Genomic DNA, 20,703 nt, shown 5'->3' with positions numbered 1-20,703 from the left:
CGAAAACAGTGCGCCTGATACATCGTCTTCGCGAGCAAGCTCGCTCCCACAAGGGGCTTACTGCATCACTCGACGGAGCGCCTGCCACACGCACTCCCTGTGGGAGCTTGCTCGCGAAAGGGCCTTACTGCATCCACGGCGGCGGTGGCTCTTCGGTGGATTTGCTCGGTGGCGCGTCGTCTGCCGCGCGAGCTGCCTGGCGGCGGGCTTCGTCGAGGCGGGCGGCTTCGATTTCGCGCAGTACGCCGCCCACATCGGCTTCGTCCTCAGGCTCATCGAATTCACCGGTCAGCACCGTGGCGGGCGACAAGGTGCCTGCCTCGTAGTACGACCACATTTCCTTGGCGTACTTGGTCTTTCTGAGCTCCGGCGCGAATCTGCCGAAGTACAGCGCCATGTTGCCGACGTCGCGCTCCAGCATGCTGAACGCGTGGTTATTGCCCGCGGCATCGACCGCTTGCGGCAAGTCGATGATGACCGGGCCGGACGGCGCCAGCAGCACGTTGAACTCGGACAGGTCACCGTGCACCAGACCGGCACACAGCATCAGCACGATCTGCTCGATCAGGAATGCGTGATACTCGCGCGCCTGATCCGGCTCCAGCACGACGTCGTTCAGACGCGGCGCTGCATCGCCATACTCGTCAGCTACCAGTTCCATGAGCAGCACGCCTTCCAGGAAGTCGTACGGCTTGGGCACCCGGACACCTGCGCCGGCCAGACGAAACAGCGCAGCCACTTCGGCATTCTGCCAAGCGTCTTCGGTTTCCTTGCGCCCGAACTTCGAGCCCTTGGCCATGGCGCGGGCCTGACGGCTGTTGCGTACCTTGCGACCTTCCTGATATTCGGCCGCCTGACGGAAACTGCGTTTGTTAGCCTCCTTGTAAACCTTGGCACACCGCAGCTCATTGCCGCAACGCACCACATAAACAGCTGCCTCTTTACCACTCATGAGCGGGCGCAGCACCTCGTCGACCAGACCGTCTTCGATCAGGGGTTCAATGCGTTTAGGAGTTTTCATCAGCTTTTATTGTGGGTCCTTTGTTGCCAGATACGCGATTGTTGCCGTTATACGGCAATCCTCCGCCAGCGAGTAGGGGTAACCCCCTGTGGATTGAAAGGTTTTTTAAGAAAAAACCACGCAATCCCCCGGTTTAAAGCACCTTTCGTGCCGTACAGCCGGTGAAAGATATTCCGGGACAAAACATGTAAAAGCAGAAAAAACAGCGTTAGATGCACTCGTTAGTGCACAAGGCATCCACGCCTTACTTGAACAAGTCACCGGGGGTATGGCCGAACAACCCCTTGAACGCTGCGATGAACGCTGACGTCGAGTCATAACCGCAGGCCAGCGCGGTCCGCGTCACACTGGCGCCCTCTTCCAGTGCAGACAGCGAAGACAGCAGCCGTGCCCGCTGCCGCCAGCCACGAAAGCTCAATCCGGTTTCGCGCTGAAACAGGCGCATCAGGGTCTTCTCGGAGGTCCCGAGGCGGGCGGCCCAGTCGTGCAGGGTGATCAAGCGCCCCGGCTCTTCGATCAACTCATTGCACAGCCCCAGCAAACGCGGATGACGTGGCAACGGCAGTGAAAAACCCACTTCGGGCAGTTGCGCCAGTTGATCCAGCAGCACCTGCACCAGCCGCGCCTCATGGCTGTCCTGCTCGGGATAATCCACGGGCAACAGGCAGAAGCTCTTGATCAGCTCGCGGGCCAGTGGCGTGACTTCCAGTACCCTGCAGCGCTGCGGTGCCCACCCCGAATCTGCCGTGCGAATGTACAGGCTGCGCATTTCGGCGCGCATCGAGGTCACCACCTCATGCTCGAGCCCGGCAGGCACCCAGACGCCCCACTGCGGCGGCGCAAAGAAACTGCCCTCGGCGGTATGCACACCCAGAACCCCGCTGATCGCGTAGGAAAACTGCACCCAGTCGTGGCGATGGGGCGGCGTCCAGGAACCGGCGCTGAGACTTTCGGCACGGGCATACAGCGGGCGCGGCAGGCCGGACAAGGCCGGTATCTGCCGTTCGCCTGTGAGCTGCCGCTGATTGATCTGTCCGTTACTCGGCATCTTATGGCCTTATGTCGCAAGACGGCTATGGAGCAACAGAGTAGCCTGCACGCCTCTCTGTTTACAAAAGTTCTCCGGCCCCCGTATGCAATCACTCAAACACTTCAAGCGCGTCGCCACCGACTGGTTCCTCTGGGGCATGGTGCTGGCGACGGTACTCGCCTACTTCTTCCCGCGTTTCGGGGCTACCGGCGGCAGCATGCACGCTGAGTACGTCATCAAGGTCGGCGTGTTCGTAGTGTTCTTTCTGCATGGCGTGAACCTGTCCAGCGAGCAGATCAAGAAAGGCCTGACCAACTGGCGCCTGCACGTGATGATCCAGGTCTTCACCTTCGTGGTGTTCCCGCTGATCTGGCTGGCGTGCAACAAGCTGCTGGGCTCGCAGGTGCCAGCGCTGCTGATGCTGGGCTTCCTCTACCTGTGCGCCCTGCCCTCGACCATTTCCTCCTCTGTGGCGCTGACCGGCAGCGCAGGCGGCAATGTCCCGGCAGCGATTCTCAACGCCAGCATGTCCAGTGTCATCGGGATTTTCATCACCCCGTGGCTGGTGAGCCTGGTGGTCGGCACCGGCGCTGGCGGGATCGATCTGGGCGATACGCTGCTCGACCTGTGCGCCATGCTCCTGCTGCCACTGGTGCTTGGCCAGTTAATGCGGCCGCTGCTGGGCAAGTTCTTCGCCCGTCACAAGAAATACACCAACCTGATCGACAAGCTGGTGATTCTGCTGCTGGTGTATGCGGCGTTCTGCAACTCGATGATCTCCGGCATGTGGCAAAGCCAGGGCAACAGCGTGATCCTGACCGCGTTCATCGGCACCGCGCTGTTGCTGGCGGTGATCCTGTTGATGACCACCCGCACGGCGCGGGTGCTCAAGTTCGATCATGCCGACAAGGTCGCGGCGGTGTTCTGCGCCACCAAGAAGTCCCTTGCTGCAGGCGCGCCGATGGCTGCGCTGATTTTCGGCAGCAATCCGGGGCTTGGCCTGATTCTGTTGCCGATCATGATCTACCACCCGATGCAGCTGATCGTGTGCTCGATCATCGCCGAGAGCTACGCCAGTCGTCATCGCCAGCAGCTTTCGGCCGCCGCCCTGGAAGAAGCTCAAGCCGCGTGATTGCGGCTTACATCAGCGCGTCATCATCCAGCGTGACGCGCGCGTAGAAGACGATCGCCACGGTGGGGATCAGTGCGGAATAACCCGGCCGCAGCGCAGTGCCGAAGTGCGTCAGCAAGCGTTGCACCGGGGCCTGGCGAATTGCACCGAGCAAGCCCTTGACCGCGCCGGGCGCCTCGTCGGGCTGCGCGGTCTTGAAAAACGCCGCCACGGTCAGGCGCTCGGCCAGTGCATCGACATGCGCGGCATAGATATCCCAGCTCATCGCGCGGACACTGGCACGCGGCATCTGCACCAGCGGGTGCGCGCTGTTGAACGCATGGCGAAAGAACGTTCTGAGCAGCAGCTCTTCCACTTCGACCACCGTCGCGCACTGGTGCAGCGCATCGCCCAGACCGTATTGCCGCGCCAGCATGCCCAGCACTCGCGTATAGGGCACGCCACGACGCCGGGCGGCATTGATCAGAAAGTGCCCGGCGACCAGCTGGAATTCGCGCACGAAGGCGTAAGTGCGGTCCGCTTCAGTGGCCTTGAGGCGCGTCCAGCGACTGCTGCGCAAATGCTTGATGGCAGCCTCCAGCACGTAGTCCGGCGAACGGGCCAGAACGCTGTGCAGCCAGACGTCCTGCAGAACCGGGTCGCGAGTCATTGTCGGTAGCACCGCAACGCCGGTTTCCAGCCCTTCACAGCCACTGAAGCGAGTGGCAATCAGCACTTCCTGCAAGCGCTGCCAGTAATGTTGATGGCGATAACCCCGCATGCGCACATTCTCGAAGTGCTCGACCGGCGTACGTCCCAGGCTCTTTTCGCCCAGATTCAGCAACAGCACATGATCTTCCGTGGAGTACGCATTGATCAGCCGTCCGCTGATTTTCTGCTTGAGCCGCTCGGCCTCGGCAGCATCGATGCGTACGGCAGCGGCCATCAGCAATACGTCGCCCACCACCAGCCCGTGTTCGGGTGTCTGCTGCAGCTCCTTGAGCGCGCTGACCAGCAGCCGGCCGCCCAGTGAATGGCCGATCAGGTTGACCTGCCTGACGTCGGGATGATGTTCGAACAGGTAGCGATCCAGCTGCGCCAACAGCACCTTGCCCATGTCGCGGGCACGGTTGCGGATACGCGCAAAGTGAACGACCCGGTCCCCCGCCAGCGCCGCCGCGCCCGCGAGCGGGTGCACACGGGCAGCCGCCATCAGCAGGCCACGGGAACGGTTGTCCATCTGGGTGAAATGGCTGGATGGCCAGAACGCCAGAATGTTCACACTCTGGCGCAAGGCGCCGGGGATGCTGTTGGCCAACAGGCGTCGGTCATCCAGATCATGCCCTGACGAGTAGCCATGAATGAAGACGTTGGCGACCTCGCCCGAGGTCTTGGGCAGGGTCAGAAACTTGAAATGATTTTCCACGTTGTCCTGTCACACATGGGCGGATTGCACGCTCAATTGCTGGCGATGAAGCGCTTGGCGATCAGTACGATCAGTCGCAGGCAGAACATGATACCGGTCACCGCGATGACCCATTTGGCCACCAGCAGGAAATAAACCTCTATTTCATCGGAGACCAGCCCCACCAGCAAGCCCATCCCGCCGATCAGCAAACCGATCAGCATCAGCCCGATATAAGGCCTCAGCCAGCGAGTGCGCGCGCCTTTGTCGAACAGATAGAACACGGTGCCGATCAGAATCAGCAGTACCGATACGCCAATAATGAACCCCATGCCTTACCTCAACGTTACAGGCCAATAATGCTGATTGATCATCCCACGCACGGGTGTGACGCGGAGCGCCACGACATGCATCCCCACGCAGGAGCGTGAGGAACGATAGTCGTCAGGTAGACCGCGATAGTGCCCATGCTCTGCGTAAGTCAGTTGTGGATTATGCCCATGACCCCAGCATTTGCCTAACGCTCCAGAATCGCCGTCACGCCTTGGCCGCCTGCGGCACAGATGGAAATCAATCCACGTCCGCTGCCTGCCGCATCCAGCAGCTTGGCCAGATTGGCGACGATCCGGCCTCCGGTCGCGGCGAACGGATGGCCGGCAGCCAGTGAGCTGCCCTTGACGTTCAGTTTGCTGCGATCAATCGACCCCAGCGGCGCGTCCAGCCCCAGACGGGTCTTGCAGTAGTCGGCGTCTTCCCAGGCCTTGAGGGTGCACAGCACCTGCGCGGCGAAGGCTTCGTGGATTTCGTAGTAATCGAAGTCCTGAAGGGTCAGGCCATTGCGGGCCAGCAGACGCGGAACGGCGTAGACCGGCGCCATCAGCAGCCCTTCTGCACCGTTGACGAAATCCACCGCTGCGGCCTCGCCGTCGCGCCAGTAGGCCAGCACCGGCAGGCCCCGCTCGCGAGCCCACTCCTCGCTGGCCAGCAACACCACCGACGCGCCATCGGTCAGCGGTGTCGAATTGCCCGCCGACAAGGTGCCCTTGGCGCTGCGCTCAAACGCGGGCTTGAGGCTGGCCAGTTTTTCAAGCGTCAGGTCCGGGCGCAGGTTGTTGTCACGGATCAGCCCCAGATACGGCGTCATCAAATCATCCTGCCAGCCCTCGGCGTAGGCCGCGGCCATTTTCAGATGGCTCTCGAGCGCCAGTTGATCCTGCGGCCCGCGCTCTATGCCCCAGGTCTGCGCCATCAGCTCGCAATGCTGGCCCATCGACAAGCGCGTACGCGGCTCGCCGTTACGCGGCAGCTCCGGTTTGAGGTGGTGTGGACGCAACTGCATCAGGGCCTTGAGCTTGTCACCGGGCGTCTTGCTGCGGTTTACCTGCAGCAGGATCTTGCGCAGCCCCTCGTTGACGCCGATCGGCGCATCGGACGTGGTGTCCACGCCGCCGGCAATGCCGCACTCGATCTGCCCCAGAGCGATCTTGTTGGCCACCAGCAACGCCGCTTCCAGCCCCGTACCGCACGCTTGCTGAATGTCGTAGGCCGGGGTCTGTGCCGAGAGCCGCGAGCCGAGCACGCATTCGCGGGTCAGGTTGAAGTCTCTGGAGTGCTTGAGCACCGCGCCCGTCACCACCTCGCCCATGCGCAGCCCATGCAGATTGAAGCGCTCGATCAGCCCTTCCAGAGCAGCCGTGAGCATGTCCTGATTGCTGGCCTTGGCATAAGGGCCATTGGAGCGCGCGAACGGAATGCGGTTACCGCCGACGATGGCGACCCGACGAGGATGCGTCATGGAAAACTCCCTTTCTTCAAGCGAATGAATGAGCCGTGTCGATCGCAAGAACAAACGTCATGCCACCGTGGTCCATTCCTTTGAACCCCGACTTCAGGAGAGTGTTCCATGCCGTCAGATCGCTATATTGATTTCGCCAACTCCGACATGGGTCGGCGCCTGGTGAAGGCCGTCGGTCTGCCCGCCCCCACTCACCTGGAGCGCTGGCAGGCCGGACGTCTGCGCCCCGTCGAAGGGACCCTGCTGATCAGCGCAGGACCGATGGGGGATCAGGTCCGCCAGTTCGCCAGCCGCCTGACCGACTCGCTGTACAGTTTCGGCAGCGACATGCCCGGTGCCACGACGTGGGTGTCCAATCAGGGACCGCGCCTTAAGGCAGTGGTTTTCGACGCCAGCCAGATCCTGCGCACCGATCAGCTCAGGCAGTTGCGGGACTTCTTTCAGCCGCTGCTGCGCAATCTCGATCACTGCGCGCATGTGGTCATTCTCGGCAAGGCACCCGAGACACTCACTGATCCGCTGGCGGCCAGCACTCAACAGGCCATCGAAGGCTTCAGCCGCTCGCTGGCCAAGGAAGTGCGCAATGGCGCAACGGTCAAGTTGCTGCAGGTGGATGACGACGCGCAGGATCAACTGGAGGGCGCCCTGCGCTTCTTCCTCACGCCCAAGGCTGCGTTCATCTCCGGCCAGTTCGTCCACCTCAGTGCCTGTCCGAGCAAGGTGCAGGACTGGACCCGCCCGCTGGCCGGGCGCAAGGCAGTGGTGACGGGCGCGGCACGCGGCATCGGCGCGTCAATCGCCGAAACCCTGACCCGTGACGGAGCGCAGGTCATCCTGCTGGATGTGCCGCAAACCAGGAACGAGCTGGAAGCACTCGCCTCACGGCTTGGCGGTCAGGCCCTGGCGCTGGATATCTGCGCGGCGGATGCCCCGGCGCAGTTGCTCGAACACCTGCCCGACGGCGTCGACATACTGGTGCACAACGCCGGCATCACGCGCGACAAGACGCTGGTCAACATGCCGGAAGATTTCTGGGACTCGGTACTGGCGGTCAACCTCAGTGCGCCGCAAGTGCTGACTCAAGTACTGCTCGACGCGGGAGCCTTGAAGGATAACGCGCGGATCGTGCTCATGGCCTCGATCAGCGGTATCGCCGGTAACCGCGGGCAAACCAACTACACCACCAGCAAGGCAGGTCTGATCGGTTTTGCACGGGCCATGGCCCCCGGGCTCAAGTCACGCGGCATCAGCATCAACGCCGTCGCGCCGGGCTTCATCGAAACGAAAATGACCGCGCACATGCCGTTCACCCTGCGTGAAGCCGGGCGGCGCATGAGTTCGCTGGGTCAGGGCGGCTCGCCACAGGACGTTGCCGAAGCGGTGGCGTGGTTCAGCCAGCCGGGCAGCGGCGCGGTGAGCGGTCAGGTTCTACGTGTATGTGGTCAAAACGTGATCGGGGCTTAAGCACCCGCATCGAATTCAAGGAGATGGATGATGACGGCTCACTGGCGCTACCTCAATTCCCTGCAGCCCCTGTCCAACCTGTTCATCCAGGCAGCGCTCAGGCGCAAGGTCACCGGGATGCAGCTACCCGATCTGGGCTTGCGCAGCTGGATCGCGGTCGATACCGACAAGCTTGAAGCGTACCGCAAGGTCTGCGGATTCGAAGAGAGCAGCCTGCTGCCTCCGACCTATCCGCACGTGCTGGCGTTTCCGTTGCAAATGCAATTGATGACCTCCGAAGACTTTCCGTTTCCGCTGCTGGGGCTGATTCACCTCGCCAATCGCACCCGCACGCATCGTCCACTGGGCGGGGTGAGCCAGTTGTACATCAGTGTTCAGGCCACCGATCTGCGCCCGCACGCCAAGGGTGCGACGTTCACCCTGGTCACTCAGGCCGAAGACGGCATGGGGCTGTTGTGGGAAGAAGAAAGCACCCTGCTGTGCACCGCCGTGCACCTGGAAGACAGCCCGGTGAGCTATCCCGAAGCCGCGCCGCTGCCGCTCAGCGAGCTGCAAGGCTGGCGGGCAACGGCGCAGATAGGCCGTGAGTACGCCAAGGTGTCGGGCGACTACAACCCGATTCACCTCAGCGCCCCCAGCGCCAGGCTGTTCGGTTTCCCTCGCGCCATTGCCCACGGCATGTGGCTCAAGGCCCGTGCGCTCGCGGCGCTGGGCGAGCACTTGCCGGCCTCGAATGTCGAGATCAGCGTGCAGTTCCAGAAGCCTGTACGCCTGCCTGCCGACGTGACGCTGTCGGCCAGTGCCGCCGGCTCGCAGGGCCAGTTCCGTGTCGAAGGCCAGGAAGGCATGGTGCATATGGTCGGTAGCTGGCAGCCTGTCAGCGAGTGACGCACAGCCGGATGAACACCTCTGACGGGAGCCCTGCTCCCATCAACGGCTGAACAAACCTCAACGCCCACTTGCCTGGCGACCCGTTCCCCCTGAAGCTATGCGTCTTCAGGAGAGCATGATGAACCTCGACGAGTTGACCCAACGCCTGCACCGCATCCGCGACCAGAATGACTGGAAACAATTTCACAGCCCGAAAAACCTGGCCATGGCTGCCAGTGTGGAGATGGCCGAGCTGGTGGAAATATTCCAGTGGCTGCGCGAAGACCAGTCCCGCGAGCTGCCTGCCGACCAGTTGGAGCACGCCGGCCAGGAAGTCGGCGACATTGTCCTCTACCTGTTGCTGCTGTGCAGCGAACTGGGCCTGGACATGGACGCGGTGGTGCGTAACAAGCTGGCTGACAGCGAGCGGAGATTTGCCAAGTGAGTGATCGGCATTTCGACCAGCTGGCGACCCGTTTTGCAGAAAAGATCTATGGCGGTGCCAAGGGTGCCATTCGTCTGGCAGTACTGCAGGCCGACCTGACCGAGAACCTGCCCGCGCGACCGCTTCGTGTACTGGATATCGGCGCCGGGCTGGGCCACATGTCGTTATGGCTGGCCGAACAGGGTCATCAGGTGACCCTGGCCGAACCCGCCGAGCCGATGCTCGAAGGCGCACGCCAGCGCTTCGCCGATGCCGGACAGACGGCAACCTTCATTCAGGCCCCGTGGCAGGCGCTGCCCGAGTTACTGAGCGACACTTATGATCTGGTGCTGTGCCACGCCGTGCTGGAATGGCTGGCCGAGCCGCACAGCATCCTCCCGGTGCTGCGCCGGCTGACCAAGGACGATGGCTGGCTGTCGCTGGCGTTTTACAACCGCGATGCCTTGGTCTATCGCAACCTGTTGAAGGGCCATTTTCGCAAGATGCGCAAAAATGACATGGCCGGAGAAAAACAGAGCCTGACGCCCCAGCAACCGCTCGACCCCCGGGAACTGGCGGCGCAACTTGAAGGCCTGTGGCAAGTCGAAACGCGTAGCGGGGTGCGGGTATTTCACGATTACATGCCGGTTGAATTCCAGGCTCGGGCCGAGCTGACGGATCTGCTGGAAATGGAACTGGCGCATCGGCGTCATCCAGCCTTTGCCGGGCTGGGTCGATACCTTCACTGGATGTGCCGTCCGGTCTGACATCACTGCGGAGCCCACCATGAAACACCGTTCTGCCTTATTTGCCGTGCTGCTGGGAACCGCTCTGCTCGGGATCAGCGCCTGCCAGAGCGACAATCCGTATGTCGCCAGCTCTCTGCCCATGCCTCCCGCCCCCGCGCAGGCGGCAAGAACGCTGGACATGAGCGCCTACCCTGCGCCCCCGCGTGACTATGGGCGTTATCGCTCCTGGGGCTGGCTCAACGGTCAGTTGCCGCCCGGTACCGCATGGGTGGATTCGGCGCAGGTGGTCGAAGCCGTGAGCAACGGCCTGGACCAGCGTGGCTTGCGACCGGCTCGCGGCAATCAGCCGGCAGACCTGTACGTCGCTGCCACGACCCGGCAGGAAACCCGGCTGCGCCAGGTGCGTGAAGATTACGATCCCTACTACGGGGGCGGCATGGGCTATGGCCGCTACGATGGCTACCGGCCCGGTTATGGCGGCTACGCCAATGTGCCGGTGGTGCGCACCTATCAGGAAAAGGTCATGGTGGTGCAGATCAACCTGATTGACGCGCGCAGTGGCCAGCCGGTATGGAGCGCCAGTGCCGATGCGCGCGCCAGCAACAATCTGGCCGACCGCAGCAGTGCATTGCGGCAGGCCGTGCAACAGGCTCTGGCGGCCTACCCGCCTTCGTAACCCTTTCGGAGAACTGCCATGTTTCGCCGTATCGTTCTGCTGACCTGTGCCATGTTGCTGACGGCCTGTCAGAGCAACTCGATCAATCGCGACTTCGATGCCCAGCGGGATTTCGGCGGCTATCGCAGCTGGAGCTGGAAGGAGCCCGCCGTTCAGTATCAGCCCGACAATGATCCACGGCTCAAGAGCGACCTGACCGAGCAGCGCCTTCGCCAGTCGATCGGCGAGCAACTGGACCAGCGTGGATTACGCATGGCCGCAGCCGGCGCCCGGGCTGATTTGAAAGTGCAGGCCTGGCTGATCGTCGAAAACCGTCAGCAGACGGTCAGCACCAACTATGGCGGGGGCTGGAGCCCCTGGGGCGGTTATGGCTACTGGAACGGGCCGATGAACACCGAAACCCGCAGCGTCGACTACAAGGTCGGCACCGTGCAGATCGATATGTTCGACGGCAAGGACGGCAAGCTGGTCTGGCGTGGCAGCACCGAGCGCATCCTCAATGACAACGCCGGCAGCCCGTCCGAACGCGATCAGGCCATGCGCACCACGGTGGCGAAAATTCTGGAGCAGTATCCACCGAGCTAACCGCGACAGACGTGCCGATGCTCTGCGTCGGCATGGCGTTCCAGACGCTCTGCTACCCTGCGCAATGAACAGCGCAATCCGGGCTCAGGCCTGCAGATCGCCCTGCATTTCATCGAGCAATTCCTGAATCGCGTCGAGACGCTCTTCGGGGTCGTCGATTTCCAGCAGTTCCACTTTGTCTTTCTCGGTGAACGGCAGCAGATAGGCAAGCTGGTTGGACAAGGCGTATTGCCCACCGGCAGACACACCCATGTTCAAGGAAGCCACCATTGGATGCTCGGCCAGCGCTTCGAGCAGGGCCACAAGGTCGGCGTCTTCCTCCTGCAGCGGGCGCTCCACGGGCTCTTCAAGCCACTCGACCTCGGCCACCAGCAGTTGATCGCGCTGAACCTCAGTGGCGACAACCCGGAAGCGACGCCCCCCGACCACACGAATGCCCAGCAAGCCGTTCTCCTGCTGCTGAAAATCCATGACCAGCGCTTCGCAGCCGATCAACGAATGGCCGTCCGGCGCGGAGCCAACTTCACTTCCCTCGGTGATACACACCACACCGAACCCTTCCCCCTGCTTCATGCAGCGGCCGATCATGTCCAGGTAACGGGCTTCAAACAGCTGCAGATCAAGCACGCACCCTGGAAACAGCACAGCATTCAGCGGAAACAATGGCAGCGTCATAGAAAAGCCTCCTTTTAAATGGCCAGCGACATTGCCAGCGGCAGGAACAACGCCGTCGCAACGCCCATCAGACTCATTGCCAACGCAGCAAAAGCCCCCGTTTCTTCCCCCTCCTGCAATGCCACGGATGTGCCTACCGCATGCGCGGTAAGCCCCAGCGCCATGCCTCGGGCAGCAGGATTGTCCACCCCGATCAGTGACAGCAGACCGGGGCCGAAAATGGCACCGAATACGCCAGTAATCAACACAAAAACAGCCGCCAGGGCGGCAACCCCGCCGATCTGCTCGGCGACCAGCATGGCGATGGGCGATGTCACTGATTTGGGCGCCATGGTCATCAGAATCATGTGGTCGGCACCGAACAGCACCCCGAACCCCACGCACAAACCGGTGGCAAACACCCCGCCGATTACCAGCGTAGTCAAGACCGGCCAGAACAACTGGCGGATCCGTCGCATATTCAAATAGAGCGGGACCGCCAGCGCAACGGTTGCAGGCCCCAGCAGCGTGACCAGAATCTCGGTGCTTTTGCGGTACTCGGTGTATTCAAGGTCGCAGAACAGCACGATCCCGATCACCACCACCATCGAGACCAGCACAGGCTGCAGAAACAGCCAGCGGGTTCTTTCATAGGCGGCCATCGCCAATTGATAGGCACCCAGGGTGATCGCGATGCCGAAAAGCGGGTGATGAATCACCGACAGCCATGCACCGTGCCAGTCAAGACTCATGGCAACTCCCGGCGCTGGGCCTGACGCTTGATCAATGACTGCATCAGCCAGCCGACAAAGACCACGGAAATCATCAGCGACAGGGTCAGGGTGCCAAAGATCGCCCAGAAGTCTTCGGCAATGGCCGACGCGTACACCATCACCCCGACCGCAGGCGGCACCAGCAGCAACGGCAGATAGCGCAGCAGACTGCTGGCCGCCATGCTGATCGGCTCGCTGACTTCACCGCGCCACATCAAATACGCCATAAGCAGCACAAGGCCGATGATCGGCCCTGGCAAAATCGACAGAAACAGGTGGTTGAGCGCGGTCCCCAGCAGTTGGAACAGCACCAGCCATGTCAAACCCCTTAACAGCATGAAGACTCCAGCAGATAAACGAACCCGGCGAACGATCGGCGTCATTATAAACACGCTGCGCCAGAGGTCATGAGTGGGTATTCGCATTGCTGCAGTTGCTTGACCGGCCAGCTCCCCTCTGCTGATCTGGTGATTCGCCTGCACGCATTGGCTGCTGCGGGCAGTGGCCGTTCAGTACACCCTCATCAGACAAGGAGAGCAGTATGCCTTCTGTACCCGTCACAGAACTCAGGCAGTACATCGGCAAGGACGCAGGCTATTCAGACTGGCTGACTATCGACCAGCAGCGTATCAACCTGTTCGCCGACGCCACAGGGGATTTCCAGTTCATCCATGTCGACCCGGTCAAAGCGGCGCAGACGCCGTTCGGCGCGACCATCGCACATGGCTTCCTGTCGTTGTCGCTGATTCCCAAGCTCATGGAGGGCATCATGGTACTGCCCGAAGGCTTGAAGATGGCGGTCAATTACGGGATGGACAGTGTGCGCTTCGTTCAACCGGTGACGGTCAACTCGCGGGTGCGTCTCAAGGTCCAGCTGACCGACGTGAGCGAGAAAAAACCCGGCCAGTGGTTGCTCAAGGCAACGGCCACGCTGGAGATCGAAGGTCAGGAAAAACCCGCTTTTGTGGCCGAACCTTTAACGTTGTGTTTCGTATAAAGCGTTTAAAACATGAAACAGTCGTAACAGACTGTTTCATCCCGTTGACTCGCTGCGGCATACTCCCCTGCGGTCGTGCCCCCTAACATCTGCTCAAGCGGAGCCGGGCTCGCCCCTGAATCATTCTTCCGGGATCTCACATGCGCGCGCTCGCTCCATTGGCTTTGACACTCTTGATCGCAGGCTGCGGTGATGGCGAATCAATTTTGCCACCCGACGGTCGCCTGCCCGACGGCGGACGCTACCGGGGCGATCTGGTCAACGGCGTCCTGCAGGGCCAGGGCCGCATCGATTACCCCAACGGCAGCTGGTTCGCAGGTCAGTTCGAAAACGGCCTGCGGCAGGGTCAGGGCGAATGGCACGCCAGCAATGGCGACGTCTACAAGGGCGGCTTCGAGCAAGGTCTGTTCAATGGCCAGGGCCGACTGACCACCCGCGCTGGCGCGAGTTATGTCGGCAGCTTCAAACTTGGCATGCGTGACGGCGAAGGCACCCAGAAAGACAAGGGCGTGCTTTATCGTGGCCAGTTCAAGGCCGGTGTATACGACGGCCCCGGTCGCCTGGAACTGGAAGACGGCAGCCAGCATCAAGGCATGTTCGCCAATGGCAAGGCCAACGGCGAGGGGTCGCGCAGTGACGCCAGCGGCAACCAGTACAGTGGCAACTTCATCGACGGTCAATTGCAGGGCACCGGCAGCTTCACCAGTGCTGAAGGCGATCAATACGTCGGCAATTTCCGCAACGGCCAGCTGGACGGCAAGGGGCGCTATGAAAACAGCGACGGTGACGTCTGGAGCGGTGAGTTCAAGGAAGGCGCGCTGACCGGCAAAGGCGAGTTGATCGGTTCTGACGGCAGCCGCTATCAGGGTGATTTCGACAACTGGCGCTTCATGGGTCAGGGCCAGTTGCTACTGGCCGATGGCAGCCGCTACATCGGCCAGTTCGCCGATGACACCTACCAGGGCGACGGCGTGCTGATTTCTCCGGATGGCAAGGAGCAGCGCGGCATCTGGGCCAACGGCGAGCGAATCCGTGATGCCAAAGGCAAATTGCTCCCGGACCCACTCGAAGCCGGGCTGCTGGTCCAGGGTTCGCTGCTGGACAAGGCACTGGCAGGAGTGCCGGCGTCGACACCGGCCACCGAGCTGTACACGCTGGTCGTGGGTGGCGACGGCAAGCAGAGCGTGTTCATGCGCGAAGCGGACTACGTGAGCAATCTGCTCAAGTCGCGCTTCGGTGCCGTCGGGCAAGTCAGCCTGGTCAATCATCGCGATCACATGGATGACCGGCCGATGGCGACGCGTGAAACCATCACCCGCGCAGTGCAGACACTTGCCCAGCGCACCGGCCCGGAAGACCTGGTGTTCATTTACCTGACCAGCCACGGCACTCAGGATCATGAACTGGTGCTCGACCAGCCACGCCTGTCGCTGGCAGACCTGCCCGCCGACGCATTGGCCGCGGCCCTCGCGCCACTGAAGAACCGTGACAAGGTTGTGGTGATTTCAGCCTGTTATTCCGGCGGCTTCATTCCCGACCTGAAAGATGAACGCACGCTGATCATGACCGCCTCGCGCGCCGACCGCGTCTCGTTCGGCTGCTCGGAAGAAGCCGACTTCACTTATTTTGGCGATGCACTATTTGCCAGGGCATTGGTCGAAACCGATGACCTGCAACACGCTTTCAACGAAGCGCAGGCCTATGTTGCGCAACGTGAGACCGAAGACAACTTCGAGGCCTCCGAACCGCAGATATGGGCACCCAAAGGAGTCCTGGCGCGCTGGCAGCAGTTGCGCAAGAGCCAGGCCGAACGCGCGTTGAGCACGGCGTTGAACCGCACGGAAGCGAAGACTTCGACTAGCCGCTAGGCTTAGCAGTATCAAGGAGAACGATATGTACCTGACGCCGCAACACATCCTGCTCGCAGGAGCCACGGGCCTGACAGGCGAGCATTTGCTGGACCGGCTGCTCAGCGAGCCGACCGTCACCCGCGTGCTGGCACCGACGCGCAAGCCGCTGGCCGAACACTCGCACCTGGAAAATCCGGTCGGCGAGCTGGCGACGCTGCTGCCAACGCTGTCTGGCCGGGTAGACATCGCATTCTGCTGCCTGGGCACCACGATCAAACAGGCGGGCTCGCAGGACGCCTTCAAGGCGGTCGATCTGGACATGGTCACAGCGTTCGCCAGCCGCGCCCGCGAGCTCGGCGCTCGCCATTTGCTGGTGATCAGCGCAGTCGGCGCAGATCCGCAGTCCAGCACCTTCTACAACCGCGTCAAAGGCGAAATGGAACAGGCGCTTCGTGCGCAGGGCTGGCCGCAACTGACCATCGCCCGCCCTTCCCTGCTGGTGGGCAGCCGTCCTGAAACCCGCTGGGTCGAGCAACTGGCGGCGCCCATCGCCAAACTGATCCCTGGCAAATACGGCGCCATCGAAGCCTGCCACCTGGCCCGCGCCCTGTGGCGGCTGGCGCTGGAAGAGCAGAACGGCGAACGGATCGTCGAATCGGATGAGCTGCGCAAGCTGGGCAAGTAGGTTCGCCGAGGCTCAGCGATGACCGTCCCCACGCTCCGCGCTCATCTTTAAACACAAGTCCGATTTTGATTCTGGCCGGAGGCCGTAGGAGCGAACTTGTTCGCGAATGCGATGTTTCAGACGGTACATTTTCGGCGATCATACCGCCCCTTTCGCGAACAAGCGATGCGTCGCCCGGCTTGCTCCTACGGCCTGCGGCCAGAATCAAAAGCAGATTTGTATATAACGATCAGCTCCGCATGGGAATGATCTGCGTCACATTAAAGCCCGCCCGTAGCCTGAACCCCCAGTCCCGCGGCCGTCAGCAATGACAGTGGCAGCAGCAGGGTGTCGAGCAGCGCACTGCCCGGCAGGTCAAGGCCAGGGTAGCTGGGAGCTTGTGCGCCGAATCGGTCGGCGGCACAGCAACCACCCTGCAGCGCATACATATTCAAGCGCGTACCGGCATACACCACCGGCGCGCCCGGTTTGGCCGCATTGAGCGTGCGTGCCGTTGCGCAGCCGGTCAGCGCCAGCGCAAGCGCGACCAGCAGCAGCTTATTCATCGCTGCCAATATGGTGTTCGCCCCAGCGCGGCAGCATGTCCTGAGGAATATTCAGCAGATTGAGGATCCGCGCAACGACAAAGTCCACCAGGTCGTCGATGGTCTGCGGCTGGTGATAAAAGCCGGGAGACGCCGGCAAAATCACTGCACCCATGTTCGACAGCTTGAGCATGTGTTCCAGATGAATGCTGGAATACGGCGCTTCGCGCGGCACCAGAATCAATTGGCGCCGCTCCTTCAGCGTCACGTCAGCGGCGCGCTCGATCAGATTGTTGCAGGCCCCGGTGGCAATCGCCGACAGCGAACCGGTGGAACACGGCACCACCACCATCGCGCTCGGCGCACCCGAGCCGGAGGCCACTGGCGACATCCAGTCATCGCGCCCATAGACACGAATCTGCCCGGCAGACGCACCGGTGTACTCCGTCAGAAACGCCTGCATCATCATCGCCTTGGGCGGCAGGCGTACGTCGGTCTCGGTGGCCATCACCAGTTGCGCCGCCTTGGAGATCAGGAAGTGCACTTCCCGATCCTCACGCACCAGACAATCCAGCAGGCGCAGGCCATATGGCGCGCCGGAAGCGCCGGTCATGGCAACCGTAACGCGCTCCGGGCCGCTCATTGCAACGCCTCGGCCAGTTTGCCATGTAAGCCGCCAAAGCCGCCGTTGCTCATGATCACGATGTGCGTGCCGGGCTGCGCCTGGCTTTTGACCTGGGCGATGATTGCCTCAAGGGAATCACAGACCAACGCAGGCACAGTGCCTCCCGCGACTGTTGCCGCCAGGTCCCAGCCCAGATTGGGCGGAGCGTACCAGACCACCTGATCCGCCTGACCCACGCTTTCCCGCAGGCCGTCGCGATGCGCGCCAAGCTTCATCGAGTTGGAGCGCGGCTCGATGACCGCAATGATCGACGCATCACCGACCTTCTTGCGCAGGCCGTCCAGTGTGGTGGCGATAGCCGTGGGGTGATGGGCGAAGTCATCATAAATAGTGATGCCGCGCACGTCGGCGACCTTTTCCATGCGCCGCTTGACGCTCTTGAACGCACTGAGCGCCTGCACCCCCAGCAACGGCACGACGCCCACATGGCGAGCGGCTGCCAGTGTCGCCAGGGCGTTGGCCACGTTGTGCCGACCGGTCATGTCCCAGTCGACGGCGCCCTGAAGTTCGCCTTCGAACAGCACTTCAAAGCGCGAGCCGTCTTCGCTCAACAGCCGTGCCTGCCACTGACCGTTCTGGCCCGTGGTCTGTACCGGCGTCCAGCAGCCCATCTCGATGACCCGCGACAACGCCGGCTCGGTCGTCGGATGGATCACCAGGCCTTCGCTCGGAATGGTACGCACCAGATGGTGAAACTGACGTTCGATGGCCGGCAGGTCGGGGAAGATGTCGGCATGATCGAACTCAAGATTGTTGAGAATCGCTGTCCGCGGACGGTAGTGGACGAACTTGGAGCGTTTGTCGAAGAACGCGCTGTCGTATTCATCGGCCTCGACCACAAAGAACGGGGTCTCGCCCAGACGTGCCGACACGGCGAAGTTCTGCGGGATGCCACCGATCAGGAAGCCGGGGCTCATGCCCGCGTGTTCCAGCACCCAGGCCAGCATGCTGCTGGTGGTGGTCTTGCCGTGCGTGCCGGCCACGGCCAGTACCCAGCGGCCTTGCAGCACATGGTCCGCCAGCCACTGCGGGCCAGACACATACGGCAAACCTGTGTTGAGCACATATTCAACCGCCGGGTTGCCACGCGACAGCGCGTTGCCGACCACCACCAGGTCCGGCGCGGGGATCAGTTGCACGGGATCATAGCCTTGGGTCAGCTCGATGCCCTGCGCCTGGAGCTGGGTGCTCATCGGTGGATAGACGTTGGCGTCGGAGCCCGTGACCCGGTGGCCCAACGCTTTGGCGAGCACCGCCAGAGACCCCATGAACGTGCCGCAGATACCAAGGATATGAATATGCATGACCAACCTCTCAGAACATCTGCGCAGGTTAACGTAGGGACGGTGAAATGGCACCCTGAGTTTGTCCGTCGTCTTGCGCGTACGCCCCATTTCAATGCCCGGCAGATAAGCCTAAAGTCCTAGCCACGGCCGAATGCAAATGGCCTATTCTTGAACGCTCGTTGCCAGATACCCGAAAGCAGAATCGACACAGACTCCCTCACAACAAGAACCAGGAGACATACCATGCGTTACGCTCATCCCGGTACCGAAGGCGCCATCGTCAACTTCAAGGAACGCTACGGTAACTACATCGGCGGCGAGTTCGTCGCGCCGGTCAAAGGCCAGTACTTCACCAACACCTCGCCGGTCACCGGCAAGGCCATCGCAGAATTTCCGCGCTCCACCGCCGAAGACATCGACAAGGCACTCGACGCTGCGCACGCCGCCGCTGCAGCCTGGGGCTCGACCTCGGTACAGGCCCGCTCGCTGGTCCTGCTGAAGATTGCCGATCGCATCGAAGCCAATCTGGAAGTCCTGGCCATCACCGAAACCTGGGACAACGGCAAAGCGATCCGCGAAACCCTCAACGCCGATATCCCGCTGGCCGCCGACCATTTCCGCTACTTCGCCGGCGTGCTGCGCGCGCAGGAAGGCAGCGCCGCCGAAATCGACGGCAATACCGTGGCCTATCACATTCATGAGCCGCTGGGCGTGGTCGGGCAGATCATCCCGTGGAACTTCCCGCTCCTGATGGCGGCCTGGAAACTCGCCCCTGCGCTGGCGGCCGGTAATTGCATCGTGCTCAAACCTGCCGAGCAGACGCCGCTGGGCATCAGCGTGCTGATCGAACTGATCGGCGACCTGCTGCCTCCCGGGGTGCTGAACATCGTGCAGGGTTATGGCCGCGAGGCGGGTGAAGCGCTGGCCAGCAGCAAACGCATCGCCAAAATCGCCTTCACCGGCTCGACACCGGTCGGCTCGCACATCATGAAACTGGCGGCGGACAACATCATCCCGTCCACCGTGGAACTGGGCGGCAAGTCGCCGAACATCTTCTTCGAAGACATCATGAGTGCCGAGCCGGAGTTCATCGACAAGGCCGCTGAAGGCCTGGTCCTGGCGTTCTTCAATCAGGGCGAAGTCTGCACCTGCCCGTCCCGCGCGCTGGTGCAGGAGTCGATCTATCCACAGTTCATGGAAGCGGTGCTGCGCAAGGTCGAGAAGATCAAACGCGGCGACCCGCTGGACACCGATACCATGGTCGGCGCCCAGGCATCCGAGCAACAATTCGACAAGATTCTTTCGTACCTGGACATCGCCAAGGGCGAAGGCGCCGAACTGTTGACCGGCGGCAAAGTGGAGAAGCTGGAGGGCAACCTGTCCACCGGCTACTACATCCAGCCGACGCTGCTCAAAGGCAACAACAAGATGCGCGTGTTCCAGGAGGAGATCTTCGGTCCGGTGGTCAGCGTCACGACCTTCAAGGACGAAGCCGAAGCCGTGGCCATCGCCAACGATACCGAGTTCGGCCTGGGCGCAGGCCTGTGGACCCGCGACATCAACCGCGCCTACCGCGTGGGCCGGGCGATCAAGGCCGGACGCGTGTGGACCAACTGCTACCACCTGTACCCGGCACACGCCGCGTTCGGTGGCTACAAGAAATCCGGCGTCGGCCGCGAAACCCATAAAATCGCGCTTGAGCATTATCAGCAGACCAAAAACCTGCTGGTGAGCTACGACACCAACCCGCTGGGTTTCTTCTAGGTATTTAGGTCCGCTGCTCAGGTTGGAACACGCCCCCTGTAGGAGCGGACCGGGCGACGCTTCGCTTGTCCGCGAAGACAGTAGTTCAGACGATACCTTCCCGGAGAATGTACTGGCCCTTTCGCGAACAAGTTCGCTCCCACGGCCTTCGGCCAGAATCAAAAGCGGACTTGTGTATAGCACCGAGCCCTATTGCGCGGTAACAAGAAACACATCACGCACCAACCCTGTGCATCACGCCCCGGCTTAACGCTGCGGCGTGATGTATCCTGCCCTGGACTAATCCGCTTACGCCTGCAAACTCGCACTCCCGGTCGGGATGGAGTATTAATTGCTTACGTTGCTTCCCATAGTC

The 20,703-nt window shown here is 61.9% G+C and carries 22 protein-coding genes; 11 read left to right on the top strand and 11 right to left on the bottom strand.

What is annotated here, in order from left to right:
- Positions 1–124 precede the first annotated feature (124 nt).
- Both QRN50_RS13525 and QRN50_RS13520 read right to left on the bottom strand, forming a co-directional pair.
- On the bottom strand, positions 125–1,021 hold the full coding sequence (locus tag QRN50_RS13525; RefSeq protein WP_003318655.1) for a PA4780 family RIO1-like protein kinase: 897 nt from the start codon (positions 1,019–1,021) through the stop codon (positions 125–127).
- A 244-nt stretch (positions 1,022–1,265) separates the two neighbouring features.
- Complete coding sequence (locus QRN50_RS13520; RefSeq protein ID WP_011266540.1) at positions 1,266–2,069, bottom strand: AraC family transcriptional regulator; 804 nt, start codon at positions 2,067–2,069, stop codon at positions 1,266–1,268.
- 85 nt (positions 2,070–2,154) lie between these two features.
- Between QRN50_RS13520 and QRN50_RS13515 the strand changes: the two genes are divergently transcribed.
- Positions 2,155–3,183 carry a bile acid:sodium symporter family protein gene (locus tag QRN50_RS13515; protein WP_011266539.1) on the top strand — a complete coding sequence of 343 codons (1,029 nt, stop codon included), beginning with the start codon at positions 2,155–2,157 and terminating at the stop codon, positions 3,181–3,183.
- Positions 3,184–3,190: 7 nt separating this feature from the next.
- Here QRN50_RS13515 and QRN50_RS13510 read toward each other — a convergent pair whose 3' ends face one another.
- The 3 genes from QRN50_RS13510 to QRN50_RS13500 form a co-directional block, all read right to left on the bottom strand.
- Positions 3,191–4,588 (bottom strand): DUF726 domain-containing protein, encoded by a 1,398-nt coding sequence (locus QRN50_RS13510; RefSeq protein ID WP_096127000.1) that lies wholly within the window; start codon positions 4,586–4,588, stop codon positions 3,191–3,193.
- A gap of 32 nt (positions 4,589–4,620) precedes the next feature.
- The gene (locus QRN50_RS13505; protein ID WP_011266537.1) at positions 4,621–4,899 is read right to left on the bottom strand and encodes a hypothetical protein; all 279 of its coding nucleotides are present in this window, start codon (positions 4,897–4,899) and stop codon (positions 4,621–4,623) included.
- A 185-nt stretch (positions 4,900–5,084) separates the two neighbouring features.
- A complete protein-coding gene (locus QRN50_RS13500; protein ID WP_024641337.1) occupies positions 5,085–6,362 on the bottom strand; it encodes an acetyl-CoA C-acetyltransferase in 1,278 nt (425 codons plus the stop codon).
- 108 nt (positions 6,363–6,470) lie between these two features.
- On the opposite strand from QRN50_RS13500, the gene QRN50_RS13495 reads away from it, so the two are divergent.
- From QRN50_RS13495 to QRN50_RS13470, 6 genes are all read left to right on the top strand, one after another.
- Positions 6,471–7,826, top strand: coding sequence for a 3-oxoacyl-ACP reductase (locus QRN50_RS13495; RefSeq protein ID WP_096126999.1), 1,356 nt, complete (start codon positions 6,471–6,473; stop codon positions 7,824–7,826).
- Positions 7,827–7,856: 30 nt separating this feature from the next.
- Complete coding sequence (locus tag QRN50_RS13490) at positions 7,857–8,714, top strand: MaoC family dehydratase (RefSeq protein ID WP_024650722.1); 858 nt, start codon at positions 7,857–7,859, stop codon at positions 8,712–8,714.
- A gap of 121 nt (positions 8,715–8,835) precedes the next feature.
- Positions 8,836–9,141 (top strand): MazG-like family protein, encoded by a 306-nt coding sequence (locus tag QRN50_RS13485; protein ID WP_004407969.1) that lies wholly within the window; start codon positions 8,836–8,838, stop codon positions 9,139–9,141.
- Positions 9,138–9,887 carry a methyltransferase domain-containing protein gene (locus QRN50_RS13480; RefSeq protein ID WP_004407968.1) on the top strand — a complete coding sequence of 250 codons (750 nt, stop codon included), beginning with the start codon at positions 9,138–9,140 and terminating at the stop codon, positions 9,885–9,887. The genes QRN50_RS13485 and QRN50_RS13480 overlap by 4 nt, the downstream gene beginning before the upstream one ends.
- A 19-nt stretch (positions 9,888–9,906) precedes the next feature.
- Positions 9,907–10,545, top strand: a complete 639-nt coding sequence (locus QRN50_RS13475) for a DUF4136 domain-containing protein (protein WP_096126998.1) — start codon at positions 9,907–9,909, stop codon at positions 10,543–10,545.
- 18 nt (positions 10,546–10,563) lie between these two features.
- On the top strand, positions 10,564–11,130 hold the full coding sequence (locus QRN50_RS13470; RefSeq protein ID WP_096126997.1) for a DUF4136 domain-containing protein: 567 nt from the start codon (positions 10,564–10,566) through the stop codon (positions 11,128–11,130).
- A gap of 84 nt (positions 11,131–11,214) precedes the next feature.
- On the opposite strand, the gene QRN50_RS13465 is transcribed toward QRN50_RS13470, so the two are convergent.
- The 3 genes from QRN50_RS13465 to QRN50_RS13455 are packed head-to-tail and all read right to left on the bottom strand — an operon-like array spanning position 11,215 to position 12,895.
- On the bottom strand, positions 11,215–11,805 hold the full coding sequence (locus QRN50_RS13465; protein ID WP_004407958.1) for an LON peptidase substrate-binding domain-containing protein: 591 nt from the start codon (positions 11,803–11,805) through the stop codon (positions 11,215–11,217).
- Between the two features lie 14 nt (positions 11,806–11,819).
- On the bottom strand, positions 11,820–12,536 hold the full coding sequence (locus tag QRN50_RS13460; protein ID WP_096126996.1) for an LrgB family protein: 717 nt from the start codon (positions 12,534–12,536) through the stop codon (positions 11,820–11,822).
- Positions 12,533–12,895 (bottom strand): CidA/LrgA family protein, encoded by a 363-nt coding sequence (locus tag QRN50_RS13455; RefSeq protein WP_004407954.1) that lies wholly within the window; start codon positions 12,893–12,895, stop codon positions 12,533–12,535. Before QRN50_RS13455 ends, QRN50_RS13460 begins: the two co-directional genes overlap by 4 nt.
- Positions 12,896–13,098: 203 nt before the next feature.
- Here QRN50_RS13455 and QRN50_RS13450 point away from each other — a divergent pair, with 203 nt between their 5' ends.
- The 3 genes from QRN50_RS13450 (at position 13,099) to QRN50_RS13440 (ending at position 16,089) form a co-directional block, all read left to right on the top strand.
- Positions 13,099–13,554, top strand: a complete 456-nt coding sequence (locus tag QRN50_RS13450; protein ID WP_011266530.1) for a MaoC family dehydratase — start codon at positions 13,099–13,101, stop codon at positions 13,552–13,554.
- A gap of 140 nt (positions 13,555–13,694) precedes the next feature.
- The gene (locus QRN50_RS13445) at positions 13,695–15,422 is read left to right on the top strand and encodes a C13 family peptidase (protein WP_096126995.1); all 1,728 of its coding nucleotides are present in this window, start codon (positions 13,695–13,697) and stop codon (positions 15,420–15,422) included.
- Between the two features lie 25 nt (positions 15,423–15,447).
- Positions 15,448–16,089: an NAD(P)H-binding protein gene (locus QRN50_RS13440; protein ID WP_011266528.1), complete on the top strand. Its 642-nt coding sequence runs from the start codon at positions 15,448–15,450 to the stop codon at positions 16,087–16,089.
- 260 nt (positions 16,090–16,349) lie between these two features.
- Here QRN50_RS13440 and QRN50_RS13435 read toward each other — a convergent pair whose 3' ends face one another.
- From QRN50_RS13435 to mpl, 3 genes are read right to left on the bottom strand one after another with little or no spacing between them, the layout of a single operon-like run.
- Entirely contained in the window at positions 16,350–16,634 is a 285-nt protein-coding gene (locus tag QRN50_RS13435; protein WP_024638259.1) for a YceK/YidQ family lipoprotein, read from the bottom strand.
- Positions 16,627–17,256 (bottom strand): flavin prenyltransferase UbiX, encoded by a 630-nt coding sequence (ubiX, locus tag QRN50_RS13430; protein ID WP_003393457.1) that lies wholly within the window; start codon positions 17,254–17,256, stop codon positions 16,627–16,629. The genes QRN50_RS13435 and ubiX overlap by 8 nt, the downstream gene beginning before the upstream one ends.
- A complete protein-coding gene (gene mpl, locus QRN50_RS13425; RefSeq protein WP_096126994.1) occupies positions 17,253–18,602 on the bottom strand; it encodes a UDP-N-acetylmuramate:L-alanyl-gamma-D-glutamyl-meso-diaminopimelate ligase in 1,350 nt (449 codons plus the stop codon). Before mpl ends, ubiX begins: the two co-directional genes overlap by 4 nt.
- Before the next feature lie 225 nt (positions 18,603–18,827).
- On the opposite strand from mpl, the gene exaC reads away from it, so the two are divergent.
- The gene (gene exaC / locus QRN50_RS13420) at positions 18,828–20,348 is read left to right on the top strand and encodes an acetaldehyde dehydrogenase ExaC (protein ID WP_024638261.1); all 1,521 of its coding nucleotides are present in this window, start codon (positions 18,828–18,830) and stop codon (positions 20,346–20,348) included.
- The last annotated feature ends 355 nt before the right edge of the window (positions 20,349–20,703 follow it).

Origin of the sequence: Pseudomonas sp. MEJ108, from assembly GCF_030208985.1 — a bacterium.
GTDB classification, from domain to species: Bacteria; Pseudomonadota; Gammaproteobacteria; order Pseudomonadales; family Pseudomonadaceae; genus Aquipseudomonas; species Aquipseudomonas fragariae.
The sequence above is the reverse complement of the archived record's forward strand: the minus strand, read 5'-3'. Positions and strand labels throughout refer to the sequence as shown.

Coding starts and splice junctions, on each gene's coding strand:
- QRN50_RS13450 (WP_011266530.1), top strand. CDS start 13,099: ATGCCTTCTGTACCCGTCACAGAACTCAGGCAGTACATCGGCAAGGAC.
- QRN50_RS13485 (WP_004407969.1), top strand. CDS start 8,836: ATGAACCTCGACGAGTTGACCCAACGCCTGCACCGCATCCGCGACCAG.
- QRN50_RS13525 (WP_003318655.1), bottom strand. CDS start 1,021: ATGAAAACTCCTAAACGCATTGAACCCCTGATCGAAGACGGTCTGGTC.
- QRN50_RS13490 (WP_024650722.1), top strand. CDS start 7,857: ATGACGGCTCACTGGCGCTACCTCAATTCCCTGCAGCCCCTGTCCAAC.
- QRN50_RS13470 (WP_096126997.1), top strand. CDS start 10,564: ATGTTTCGCCGTATCGTTCTGCTGACCTGTGCCATGTTGCTGACGGCC.
- mpl (WP_096126994.1), bottom strand. CDS start 18,602: ATGCATATTCATATCCTTGGTATCTGCGGCACGTTCATGGGGTCTCTG.
- QRN50_RS13515 (WP_011266539.1), top strand. CDS start 2,155: ATGCAATCACTCAAACACTTCAAGCGCGTCGCCACCGACTGGTTCCTC.
- QRN50_RS13460 (WP_096126996.1), bottom strand. CDS start 12,536: ATGAGTCTTGACTGGCACGGTGCATGGCTGTCGGTGATTCATCACCCG.
- QRN50_RS13505 (WP_011266537.1), bottom strand. CDS start 4,899: ATGGGGTTCATTATTGGCGTATCGGTACTGCTGATTCTGATCGGCACC.
- QRN50_RS13455 (WP_004407954.1), bottom strand. CDS start 12,895: ATGCTGTTAAGGGGTTTGACATGGCTGGTGCTGTTCCAACTGCTGGGG.
- QRN50_RS13500 (WP_024641337.1), bottom strand. CDS start 6,362: ATGACGCATCCTCGTCGGGTCGCCATCGTCGGCGGTAACCGCATTCCG.
- QRN50_RS13445 (WP_096126995.1), top strand. CDS start 13,695: ATGCGCGCGCTCGCTCCATTGGCTTTGACACTCTTGATCGCAGGCTGC.
- exaC (WP_024638261.1), top strand. CDS start 18,828: ATGCGTTACGCTCATCCCGGTACCGAAGGCGCCATCGTCAACTTCAAG.
- QRN50_RS13465 (WP_004407958.1), bottom strand. CDS start 11,805: ATGACGCTGCCATTGTTTCCGCTGAATGCTGTGCTGTTTCCAGGGTGC.
- QRN50_RS13520 (WP_011266540.1), bottom strand. CDS start 2,069: ATGCCGAGTAACGGACAGATCAATCAGCGGCAGCTCACAGGCGAACGG.
- QRN50_RS13475 (WP_096126998.1), top strand. CDS start 9,907: ATGAAACACCGTTCTGCCTTATTTGCCGTGCTGCTGGGAACCGCTCTG.
- QRN50_RS13440 (WP_011266528.1), top strand. CDS start 15,448: ATGTACCTGACGCCGCAACACATCCTGCTCGCAGGAGCCACGGGCCTG.
- QRN50_RS13495 (WP_096126999.1), top strand. CDS start 6,471: ATGCCGTCAGATCGCTATATTGATTTCGCCAACTCCGACATGGGTCGG.
- QRN50_RS13435 (WP_024638259.1), bottom strand. CDS start 16,634: ATGAATAAGCTGCTGCTGGTCGCGCTTGCGCTGGCGCTGACCGGCTGC.
- ubiX (WP_003393457.1), bottom strand. CDS start 17,256: ATGAGCGGCCCGGAGCGCGTTACGGTTGCCATGACCGGCGCTTCCGGC.